The organism is Kitasatospora sp. NPDC059462, from assembly GCF_042749955.1.
Taxonomy (GTDB): Bacteria; Actinomycetota; Actinomycetes; order Streptomycetales; family Streptomycetaceae; genus Kitasatospora.
The window spans coordinates 23,753-34,508 of the sequence record NZ_JBHYUU010000080.1 but is presented as its reverse complement, the minus strand read 5'-3'; the positions used below and the strand labels follow the sequence as shown (position 1 = coordinate 34,508).

Annotated in this window: 8 protein-coding genes and 1 tRNA gene; 2 read left to right on the top strand and 7 right to left on the bottom strand. The window is 73.8% G+C overall.

The features are described 5' to 3' along the window. The first annotated feature begins 278 nt into the window (after positions 1-278). Positions 279-1,670, top strand: coding sequence for a diaminopimelate decarboxylase (lysA, locus tag ACFXAM_RS20640; protein ID WP_380293218.1), 1,392 nt, complete (start codon positions 279-281; stop codon positions 1,668-1,670). A gap of 198 nt (positions 1,671-1,868) precedes the next feature. Then, positions 1,869-2,804 (top strand): LysR family transcriptional regulator, encoded by a 936-nt coding sequence (locus ACFXAM_RS20635; RefSeq protein ID WP_380293216.1) that lies wholly within the window; start codon positions 1,869-1,871, stop codon positions 2,802-2,804. A 42-nt stretch (positions 2,805-2,846) separates the two neighbouring features. Here the strand turns inward: ACFXAM_RS20635 and ACFXAM_RS20630 are convergent, their stop codons facing one another. The 7 genes from ACFXAM_RS20630 to ACFXAM_RS20600 form a co-directional block, all read right to left on the bottom strand. Next, positions 2,847-3,890: a serine hydrolase gene (locus tag ACFXAM_RS20630; RefSeq protein WP_380293214.1), complete on the bottom strand. Its 1,044-nt coding sequence runs from the start codon at positions 3,888-3,890 to the stop codon at positions 2,847-2,849. Further along, entirely contained in the window at positions 3,887-5,545 is a 1,659-nt protein-coding gene (locus tag ACFXAM_RS20625) for an amidohydrolase family protein (RefSeq protein ID WP_380293213.1), read from the bottom strand. The genes ACFXAM_RS20630 and ACFXAM_RS20625 overlap by 4 nt, the downstream gene beginning before the upstream one ends. Next, positions 5,545-6,306 carry an amino acid ABC transporter ATP-binding protein gene (locus ACFXAM_RS20620; RefSeq protein ID WP_380293232.1) on the bottom strand — a complete coding sequence of 254 codons (762 nt, stop codon included), beginning with the start codon at positions 6,304-6,306 and terminating at the stop codon, positions 5,545-5,547. The genes ACFXAM_RS20625 and ACFXAM_RS20620 overlap by 1 nt, the downstream gene beginning before the upstream one ends. Positions 6,307-6,326: 20 nt before the next feature. Further along, a complete protein-coding gene (locus ACFXAM_RS20615) occupies positions 6,327-7,316 on the bottom strand; it encodes an amino acid ABC transporter permease (RefSeq protein WP_380293211.1) in 990 nt (329 codons plus the stop codon). A 20-nt stretch (positions 7,317-7,336) separates the two neighbouring features. Further along, positions 7,337-8,233 carry an ABC transporter substrate-binding protein gene (locus tag ACFXAM_RS20610; protein ID WP_380293209.1) on the bottom strand — a complete coding sequence of 299 codons (897 nt, stop codon included), beginning with the start codon at positions 8,231-8,233 and terminating at the stop codon, positions 7,337-7,339. Between the two features lie 180 nt (positions 8,234-8,413). Continuing rightward, positions 8,414-10,066 carry an APC family permease gene (locus tag ACFXAM_RS20605; RefSeq protein WP_380293207.1) on the bottom strand — a complete coding sequence of 551 codons (1,653 nt, stop codon included), beginning with the start codon at positions 10,064-10,066 and terminating at the stop codon, positions 8,414-8,416. A 359-nt stretch (positions 10,067-10,425) separates the two neighbouring features. Further along, positions 10,426-10,513, bottom strand: a tRNA-Leu gene (locus ACFXAM_RS20600). Positions 10,514-10,756: the final 243 nt, after the last annotated feature.

Sequence of the window (10,756 nt, the reverse complement as noted above, 5' to 3'; positions counted from 1 at the left end):
GGCCCCAACCGCGCGGGGGGCCCCCTGCGGCGGCCGCGGCTCCCCCCCCCCAGCCCCCGGGCCGGGCCCCGCCCCCCCACCCCCGCCCGCGGCCGGCGTGCTGCTGCCCGAGGCCGGTGCATCGCCGTGCCCGGCGCGGGAGCGTCGCCGTGCCCGGCGTGGGAGCGCCGGCGGTGGAGCATCGAAAGCGGTACCGCTCAGGGTCGGAAGAATGCGCTTTTCCGACTCCTCCCGCCCGGCCGAGGATGGCAGACGAACCAGCCCGCCGGGAGGAATCCGTGTCGTCTGTCTCGCCCGCCGCCGCCCCGTCGTCCGCCGACGTCCGGTCCGCCGATCCCCAGCCCGCCGCCGCGCCGCCCGTCGACGCCGGACTGCTGCCGCTCACCGCCGAGACGGGCCCCGCCGGGCTGGCCGTCGGCGGCGTGCCGCTGACGGAACTCGCCCGCCGGTTCGGCACCCCGCTCTTCGTCTACGACGAGGAGCACCTGCGCCGCCGCTGCCGCGAGGCCGTCGCCGCCTTCGGCCCGGACAACGTCGCCTACGCCTCGAAGGCCTTCCTCTGCACCGCGATGGCCCGGCTCGCCGCCGAGGAGGGCCTGCTGCTGGACGTCGCCTCCGGCGGCGAACTGCGCACCGCCCTGCACGCCGGGGTCTCCCCGGAACGGATCGTGCTGCACGGCAACAACAAGAGCGGGGCCGAACTGCGCACCGCCCTCACCGCCGGCCTGCGGCACGTCGTGGTCGACAGCTTCGACGAACTGGACCGGATCGAGCGCCTGGTCGCCGAGGAGGGCCTGCCGCCGGCCCGCGTCCAGCTGCGGGTGGCGCCGGGGGTCGCGGCCGGTGCCCACGAGGCGATCCGCACCGGCGGGCACGACTCCAAGTTCGGCTTCGGCCTCGCCGACGGCGCCGCCGAGGCCGCCGTCCGCCGGGCCGCGGCCTCGCCGGCGATCCGGCTGGAGGGCGTCCACGCCCACGTCGGCTCGCAGGTCCTGGACCCGGCCGAGCTCGCCGACGGCGCCGCCGCCGTGGCCCGGTTCGCGGTGGACAGCGGGGTCGCCCGGCTGACGGTGGGCGGCGGACTCGGCGTCGCGTACCTCGCGGGCCAGAGCGCGCCGTCCTTCGCGGTGTGGGCGGACCGGGTGCGCGCGGCCGTCCGCGGGGCCGGCTGGACGGGCGAGGTCGGCGTCGAGCCGGGGCGTTCGATCACCGCGCGGGCCGGCATGACCCTCTACGAGGTGGGCACGGTCAAGCGGATCACCGGCGTCCGGACGTACGTGAGCGTCGACGGCGGGATGAGCGACAACCTCCGCCCGGCCCTGTACGGCGCGCGCTACGAGGCGTTCCTGCCGCGCTGCCCGCAGGAGCCGCGGCCGCTGCGCGCCCGGCTGGTCGGCAAGCACTGCGAGAGCGGCGACGTCATCGTCGACGACGCCGCCCTCCCGGCCGGTCTGCGGATCGGCGACGTGCTCGCCACCCCGGTCACCGGCGCCTACGGCTACGCGATGGCCTCGAACTACAACAAGCTGCCGCGCCCGGCCGTGGTCTTCGTCCGGGACGGCGACGCCCGGGTGGTGGTGCGCCGGGAGACCGAGGAGGACCTGCTCCGCCTCGACGCGGACGGCCCCGCCGCCCCCGTTTCCGTCCCCGTTCCCGTTCCCGCCGCCTGACCCGGCGGCCCCCAGCAGGCCGGTCCACCCGCCGTGAGCGCTCCCGGCGGGTGGACCGGTCCGCTCCTTCCCGTCCCGGGATCCCGCCCCGGGACCCCGCCGCCCCGCCGCCCCGGGACCCCGCCGCAGCGAGGGAGCGACCCGGCCCGCCGAGCCGCCTTCCGCCCCTGACCAGCCACGATGACCTACCCTGGCCCGATGCTGAACAGCGCCCGTCTGCTCGTCCTGCTGGAGATCGCCCGCCGGGGCACCATCGTGGCCGCGGCGCAGGCGCTCCACCTCAGCCCGTCCGCCGTCTCCCACCAGCTCGCCCGGCTCGAACAGGAGCTGGGCGTCGCGCTGGTCGAACGTCAGCCGCAGTCCCTGCGGCTGACCCCGGCCGGCGTCCGGCTGGCCGAGCACGCCCAGGCGATCGCCGACCTCATGGCCGTCGCCCAGGACGACCTGCGCGCCCACTCCGAGGGCACGGCGGGTGTGCTGCGCCTCGGCTTCTTCGCCTCGGCCGGCCTCGACCTGCTGCCCCGCGCGCTCACCGCGTTCTCCGCCCGCCACCCGCAGGTCGAGCTCGAACTCATCATGGGCCAGCCGCACGAGCTGCTCCCCGACCTGGAGGCCGGCCGCCTGGACGCGGCGGTGGTCTTCGAGCACCCGCTCGACCCGTGGATCCGGCAGGCGAGCCGCCAGGGCGTGGCCGAGGTCCAACTCTACTTCGACGAGCCGCAGTTGCTGATCGTGCCGCTGCGCCACCGGCTCGGGCGCCGGGCCCTGGTCCGGCTCGCCGAGCTCGACGGCGAGAGCTGGATCGGCACCCACGGCGGTTCGACCGGCGAACCGGTGCTGGAACGCGCCTGCGCCGCCGAGGGGTTCCGCCCCCGGGTGCGCTGCCGCAGCGACCACTACCAGGTGACGATCAACCTCGCCCGGGCCGGCATGGGCGTCGCCCTGATCCCGGCCCTCGGCCTCGCCGACACCGCCGGTGTGCACGTCTGCCGCCTGGACCACCCCCAGCTGCACCGCCGGGTCGGCGTGGCCACCCGGGCCACCAACCGCAACCCCGCCGTCCGCACCTTCCTCGGCGAACTGCGCGCGGCCGCCGGGGAGGTCAGGTCACTGCTCGAATTCCAGTGGTCCTGACCACCCCGGCGGCCGCTCATCACCGGTCCCGGGCTCCCGCGCTCACCCGCCCGGCTGCCGCAGCAGTGCGCAGGTCGCCGGCTCACCGCGCTGCGCGCCCGCCGCGAGCGCCCGCCCGACCTCGCGGATGGCGTGCACCGCCGCCCGCTCCGTGCTCGGCCCGAGCGTCACGTCCCAGTGCGCGATCACCGCGTACGCCACCCGCCGGGCGCCGATCAGCACCCCGGCGTCGGCCCGCACCCCGGTGTCGGTCCCGGTCTTGTTGGCGACCAGCAGCCCGCCGGGCAGCGGGTCGGGGAAGCACTCCGCGTACGGGTCGTGCTGGACGAGCGCCGGCACCAGCCCGTGGTCGGTGTTGGAGCGCATCCACTCCAGCAGCCGCGCCGACGCGCCCGGCGAGACGAGGTCGCCCCGGACGGCCAGCGCGACCAGCCGCGCGAGGTCCCGGGCCGTCCCGGTGGCGAACACCGGCGGCACCCCGGGCCCGCGGACGTCGCGGACCCGGTCGTGCAGGGTCAGGTCCGTCAGCCCGAGGTCCCGGGCGAGCCGTTCGGTGGCGGGCAGGCCGACCGTGCGCAGCAGCGCGTTGGTGGCCGTGTTGTCGCTGACCGAGGCGGTCAGCCAGGCCAGGTCCTCGACGGTCCAGCCGCACGCGTCGCGGCCCGCACCCGCCGTCGCACCCGGGCCGGTGCCCGTGCCCGTGCGCGAGAGCCGGCGCAGCAGCCCGGTGCCCCCGGTCACGTCCTCGTCGGCGATCGGCACCGCCGCGTCCGCCCGCAGCTCCCCGGCGTCCAGCCGGCGCGCCACCTCGGCGAGCAGCAGGAGCTTGGAGGCACTGGCGACCGGCAGCACCACCGTGTCGTCCACCCCGACCGAACCCCGGCCGGGCCCCACGCCGTAGCCCGCGCCGTAGTCCGTTCCGTGAGTCCCGCCGTAGCCCGTGCCGTGTCCCCCGGCCGGTTCCCCGCCGGTGCCGGGCACCGGCTGCGCGTCGAGGTCCGCGTCCACGTCCACCGCCGCGACCGCCAGGGTCATCGGCAGTGCGGCCGCCGACCGTGCGGCGGCCGCCACCTGCGCCAGGATCATCGGACCCGTACCACCTCTCCGGCCCGGGCGTCCGTCGCCCGCCCGTCGCGCACCGCGACCTGCCCGGCGACCAGCACGGCCGCCACCCCCTGCGGCGGCAGCAGCGGCCGCTCGAAGGTGGCCGTGTCCCGCACGGCCTCCGGGTCCAGCACCACCAGGTCCGCCACCGCGCCGTCGCGGACCACCCCGCGCCCGGCGAGCCGGAACCGCTGCGCCGGCAGCCCGGTCATCTTGTGCACCGCGCTCTCCAGCGACAGCAGCCCCTCGTCCCGGCCGTAGTGGCCGAGGACCCGGGCGAAGCTGCCCGCCCAGCGCGGATGCGGCCGCCCGGGCTTGGGCACGCCGTCCGAGCCGATCATCGACAGCGGGCTGGCCAGCACCCGGCGGACGTCGTCCTCGCGCATCGAGTGGCTGATGATGGTCACCTCCCCCTGGGAGTCGAGCAGCAGGTCGCAGACGTAGTCGACCGGGTCGACCCCGCCCGCGGCCGCCAGGTCGGCGATCCGGTGGCCCTCCGCCGCGCGGCGGGCCGGGGCGGCGGCGACCGCGATGAGGTCCCAGCCGCCGTTGCCGACGGTGTTCTCCCAGCCGTCCACGCCGCCCGCGATGTCCGCCCGGATCCGCTCGCGCACCTCCGGGCCGCGCAGCCGCTCCAGCAGCGCGCCGATCCCGCCCTCGCTGGCCCACGGCGGCAGCATCGCGTGCAGCACCGTACTGCCCGCGGTGTAGGGGTAGACGTCGCACAGCACGTCGAGGCCGTCCGCCCGGGCCTGCTCCAGCCGGGGCAGGGTGCGCAGGGTGGCACCCCAGGCGTGCCGGCCGGCCGTCTTGTGGTGGGAGACCTGCAGCGGCGCGCCGGAGCGTTCGGCGATCTCCAGCGCCTCCTCCAGGGCCTTCTCCACCTGGGACATCTCGTCCCGCAGATGGGTGACGTACGGCTTGCCGTGCCGGGCCGCGACGCGGGCGAGCTCCACGATCTCGGCGGTGTCGGCGTAGGTGCCGGGCGGGTAGATCAGCCCGGTGGAGAGCCCGGCCGCGCCCTCGGTGAGGGCCCGGTCGAGCAGGTCGCACATCGCGGCCAGTTCGTCCGGCCGGGGCGGTCGGTCGGCGAAGCCCATCACGCCGGCGCGCAGCGTGCCGTGGCCGACCAGCGAGGCCAGGTGGTTGCGCCGCAGCGCGGGCCGCTGGGCGGCGGCGAAGGCGGCGAAGTCCTCGGCCGGGCCGACCGGGCCGATGCCGAAGGTCACCCGCAGGTGCTCGGCCAGCTCCGGGAGCCGCTCGGGCAGGCAGGGGAAGAGGCTGCTGCCGCAGTTGCCGCTGATCTCGGTGGTCACGCCCTGGAGGAGCGGGGCGAGCCGCAGCTCCTCCAGGGCGTCCCACGCGGTGTCCCGGGGGGCGGCGCCCGGTGCCGGGTCCGGCCCGCCGACGGCGGCGAGCGCGTCGGAGTGGGTGTGCACGTCGATGAACCCGGGGGTGACGACCAGTCCGGTCGCGTCGACGACCGGCACCTCACGGCCGCCGGCCGCGCCCGCGCCGTCCCCGGGCGGCAGCACGGTGACCCGCCCGTCCGCCACCGCGAGGTCGGCGGGCCGCGCCGGCGCCCCGGTGCCGTCCACCAGCAGGCCGCCGCGCACCAGGAGTTCCACGGCCGCCATCACAGCACCGTCGCCAGGAAGGACCGGGTGCGCTCGTGGCGCGGGGCGGAGAAGAACTCGTCCGGGCGTCCGGCCTCGACGACCGCCCCCTGGTCCATGAAGACGACCCGGTCGGCGACCTCGCGGGCGAACCCCATCTCATGGGTGACCACGATCATGGTCATCCCGCTGCGGGCCAGGTCGCGCATCACGCCCAGCACCTCCCCGACGAGTTCGGGGTCGAGCGCGGAGGTGGGCTCGTCGAACAGCATCAGCGTCGGCTCCATGGCCAGTGCCCGGGCGATCGCCACCCGCTGCTGCTGCCCGCCGGACAGCTGGCCGGGGTAGTGGTCGGCCCGGTCGGCGAGGCCGACCCGGTGCAGCAGCTCACGGGCCTGCCGCTCGGCCTCGGCCCGGCCGCGGCCCTGGACGGCGACCGGTCCCTCCATCACGTTCTGCACCGCGGTGCGGTGCGGGAACAGGTGGAAGCGCTGGAACACCATGCCGATCCGCTCGCGCTGGCGCTGGATGTCCTTGGGCCGCCGCTCGCGCAGCGTGGTGCCGCCGGAGCCGGCCGGCTCGTAGCCGATCAGCTCGCCGTTGACGGCGATCCGCCCGGCGTCGATCTTCTCCAGGTGATTGAAGCAGCGCAGCAGGGTGGACTTGCCGGAGCCGGAGGGCCCGATCACGCAGAGCACCTCCCCGCACCGCACCTCCAGGTCGATCCCGCGCAGCACCTCCAGGTCGCCGAACCGCTTCCGCACGCCGCGCGCCGAGAGGATCACCTCGTCCGTCGCCACCGTCACTTCGCCGCCCCCTTCGTCTTCACACCGGTCCTCACGTCCGTCTTCGCGCCCGTCTTCCTCGCACCGGGCCGCAGGTTGCGCAGCACCCGCTGCCCCAGCGCCGGTCGCGCCGGCTGCGTCCCGGGGCTGAACTTCCGCTCCACGGCGTGCTGCGCGACGCTCGCGATGGTCGTCAGCACCAGGTACCAGATCGACGCCACCACCAGCAGCGCGATGACCTCGAAGTTCGCCAGGTACAGGTGCTGCGAGACCGTCATCAGATCGGCGCCCGCGATCACCGAGACCAGCGAGGTGGTCTTCAGCATCGAGATGAACTGGTTCCCGAACGGCGGGATGATCACCCGCATCGCCTGCGGCAGCACCACCCGGACGAGGATCTGCCGGTTGGACATGCCCAGGGCCGCCGCGGCCTCCCGCTGCCCGGGGTCGACGCTCTGGATGCCGGCCCGGACGATCTCCGACATGTAGGCGCCCTCGTTGATCGACAGGCCCAGCAGCGCCGCCACGAAGCCGGTGATCAGCGAGTTCGTCTGCCAGCTGACCAGCTTCGGCCCGTCGAACGGGATCCCGATGCTGATCTCGGGGATCAGCAGCGCGAGGTTGAACCAGAAGATCAGCTGCACCAGCAGCGGCGTCCCGCGGAAGAACCACGTGTACGCGCCGGCCGTGGCCCGCAGCACCGGGCTGTCCGACAGCTGCATCACCGCCGCCAGCACACCGATCACGATGCCGGCCACCTGCGAGATGAGGGTCAGCTGGACGGTGACCCACAGGCCCTCCAGGATCACCCCGTCGAACTGGTACTTCGCGATGATGTCCCAATGCAGGTTGGGATTGACGATGATCGTGTAGGCCAGCCAGACCGCTACGAACGCCGCCACCAGGACGGCCACCCACCGCCCGGGCCGGGGCCGCCCGGTGACCCGCAGCGCGAGGTCGTCCTCGCCCGCCGACGCCACGGGCACGGTCGCCGTGGCCCCTCTCATGCCGTCGTCCGCCACCGCACTCACTGCCCGACCGTGTTGACGGTGGCCTTGGTGACCGCGCTGCCGCCGACCTCGTAGGTGTCGAGCACCGTGCGGTACTCGCCCGAGTCGATCAGCTCCTGGAGCGCCCGCTGCACCGCGTCGCGCAGCCCGCTCTCCTTCTTCGCCACCGCGATGCCCCACGGCGCCGTCCCGTACTGCTCGGGCAGCACCTGGTACGCGGTGTTCTTCTGCGCGAACATCTGCGCCACCGGGTAGTCCACGATGGTGGCGACGGCCCGCCCGCTGTCGAGCTGCAGCAGCCCGGTCGGCGCGTCCTCGCTCTGCGAGATGGTCATCTTCTCGGCGCACTTGCCGTTCTGCTGCTCGCCGATCTCCAGGTTGGAGCTGCCCTTGGCCAGCACCACCTGCTTGCCGCAGAGGTCCTCCAGGGACTTGATGCCCAGCGGGTTGTCCTTGGTCGTCATGACGACCCCGCCGGTGCGGAAGTAGTCGACGAAGTCCACGGCCTGGCGCCGCTGCTCGCTGTCGGTCATCGAGGACATCACCAGGTCGAACCGGCCGGCCTGGAGGCCCGGGATCAGCCCGTCGAACGAGGCGTTGGTCATCTCCAGCTTCAGCCCGAGCTTCGCCGCGATCGCCGCGGCGAGGTCCGGGTCGACGCCGGTCAGCTCGGTGGTGCCGGGCTTGTACATCTCCATCGGCGGGTACCCGACGGCGGTCGCCACTCTCAGCACACCGGCCTGCTTGTACTTCCCGGGCACCAGCTCGGCCGAGCTCTTCCCGGCGGTGTCCGCGGCCCCGCCGCCCGCACCCGGTGCGGCGGCGGAACCCTGGTCGGATCGCCCGCAGGCGGTGGCGGCCAGGGCCACCAGCGCCAGCGCGGCCAGACAACGCAGAGGACGGGGGCGGTTCATCGGCATCTCCCTCAGGCGGCGACGGTCCGCCGATGCTGGCAGCCGCCCCCGGCTGAATGGAAGATGATGAAACTATTGCCCCCTGACCAACGAAATACGTACGGCTGCCCCCCCTGGACCTGCATGCGAAAGCGCCGGCCGGACGACGCCCGGCCGGCGCTTTCCCATGTGCGGTGGCTGTCAGGCCTGGGGAACCGCGGCCCCCTCCGGAGCGGGCCTGGGCGCGCCGTCGGTGTCCAGGAGTTCGCGCTTGACCGCGGCGAGGGTGGGGTTGGGCCAGGCGCTGCGCAGGCCCCAGGCGTAGAAGGCGAGGCCGATCGCGGCGACGACCAGGAGGTCCCAGCCCTCCGGCAGGTAGCCGTGGCCGCCGAAGTCGGCGGAGCCGGCCCAGGAGACGCCGGCCATCACGAAGAGGTAGGCGATCATCCAGGCGCCCGCCTTGAGGTGAGGCTTCAGCTCGGAGAACGGCTTGCGCAGCTCGTACCAGGCCCAGATCGGCAGACCGGCGGCCATCAGCAGGATGACCTTGCCGGTGAGCGGCCAGCGGGCCCAGTAGAGGACCAGCGAACCGAAGACCATGGCGACCGGGGCGATCACCGGCATCGCGCGCAGCCGGACCGGGCGCGGCAGCTCGGGCGCCAGGCGGCGCAGCGCCATCACGGCGACCGGGCCGGTGATGTAGGAGATCACGGTGGCCACCGAGACGATCTCGGCGAGCGAGCCCCAGCCGCGGAAGACCGCGAGGAAGCCGAAGGCGACGACCAGGTTGAGCACCAGCGCCGGGCGCGGGATGCCGGTCCTGCGGTCGACCCGGCCGAAGACGGACGGCAGGTGGCCGTTCTCCTGGACGCCGTGGATCATCCGGGAGGTGGTGGCGGCGTAGATCATGCCGGTGCCGCTGGGGGAGACGAAGGCGTCGGCGTACAGCAGCAGCGCGAGCCAGTTCAGGCCCCAGGCGATGGCGAGGTCGGCGAGCGGGGAGGTGTAGCCGAGGCCGCTCCAGCCGTTGGCCAGGTCGGCGGTCGGGACGGCGCCGAGGAAGGCGATCTGCAGCGCGACGTAGATCACCAGGGCGATCAGGATCGAGCCGATCACGGCCTTCGGCAGCGACTTGCCGGGGTTGCGGGCCTCGCCGGCCAGGTTGAGCGGGGACTGGAAGCCGTTGAACGCCCAGACGATGCCGGAGACGGCCACCGCCGTGAACACCGCGCTCCAGCCGTTCGGGGCGAAGCCGCCGTGGTCGGTGAAGTGCGCGGTGTCGAAGTGCGCGAACAGCAGGGCCCCGGCGGTGAGCGTGGGGACGACGACCTTGAAGACGGTGATCGCGGTGTTGGTCTTGGCGAACAGCGTGATCGCGAACCAGTTCAGCGCGAAGTACACCAGGAGCAGCACACTGGCCAGCGCCACGCCGCTGACCGACAGCTCCTTCCCGTCGTAGAGCCCTCTGGCCCACCCGAAGTCCCAGGAGCTCATGTACTGCACCGAGGCGGTCGCCTCGCCGGGGATGACCGAGACGATGGCGATCCAGTTGGCCCAGGCGGCCAGGTACCCGGCCAGCGACCCGTGCGAGTACTGCCCGTACCGGACCATGCCGCCGGCCTTCGGGAACATCGACCCGAGCTCGCTGTAGGTGAGCGCGATGGTCAGCGCGACGGCCGCCCCGATCACCCACGCGACGATCGACGCCGGCCCGGCCAGCCGAGCCGCCCGCTCGGCCCCGAAGAGCCAGCCGGACCCGATGATCGACCCCAGACCCACGGCGGTGAGGCTGATCGTGCCGAGCGAGCGGCGGTAGTGCTGATGGGATGCCGTCGTCGACTCGGGTTCACTCACCGTATCGGTCCTCTGTCTCATCGTGTCACTTGGTTTTCCGGACAAACGGAGACAGCCTAAACGGCGAAATCGGGCGAAACCTCAGATCAGCCTCAAATGCGAGACAAAACACCTGATCGTTGTCATCTCGTGCCCGAACCATCACGCTGTTGGCGGTATGTCGCACCGGCGCCGGCGGGGGTGCCGGGGGTGTGGGACGGGGGTGCGGCGGGGCGCCCGGAAAGTGACCCGGAGCCGGTCGGGAGCCGGTCGGGAACCGGCGGGAAAGCGGCGGGAAAGCAGCCGGAAAGCGGCCGGAAAGCGGCCGGGGAAAAGGAAATTCCCCGTGGGATCTCTTTCGAGTTCCCACGGGGAATCCATGGTGTCCGAGGGGGGACTTGAACCCCCACGCCCGATAAAGGGCACTAGCACCTCAAGCTAGCGCGTCTGCCATTCCGCCACCCGGACGGGGTGTGTGCTTCGGGGGATTTCTGCTCGCCCCCTCGGCGACAGAGAGAACATTACCAGGGTTTCGGAGTGCTTCTCACCTGCGTTTCCCGGGTGGGGATGGTGGGGGTCCGGGGGACGGTTCGCAGGAGTGCGCGAAGCGGTGGTTCGACGGCGGTAAACGGTCGAGTTGCGGACGGTGAACAGTCGGGAACGGGCGTGGATGGTCCGACACGGGCAAGTTGTCGACGGTGCCCCGGGCCC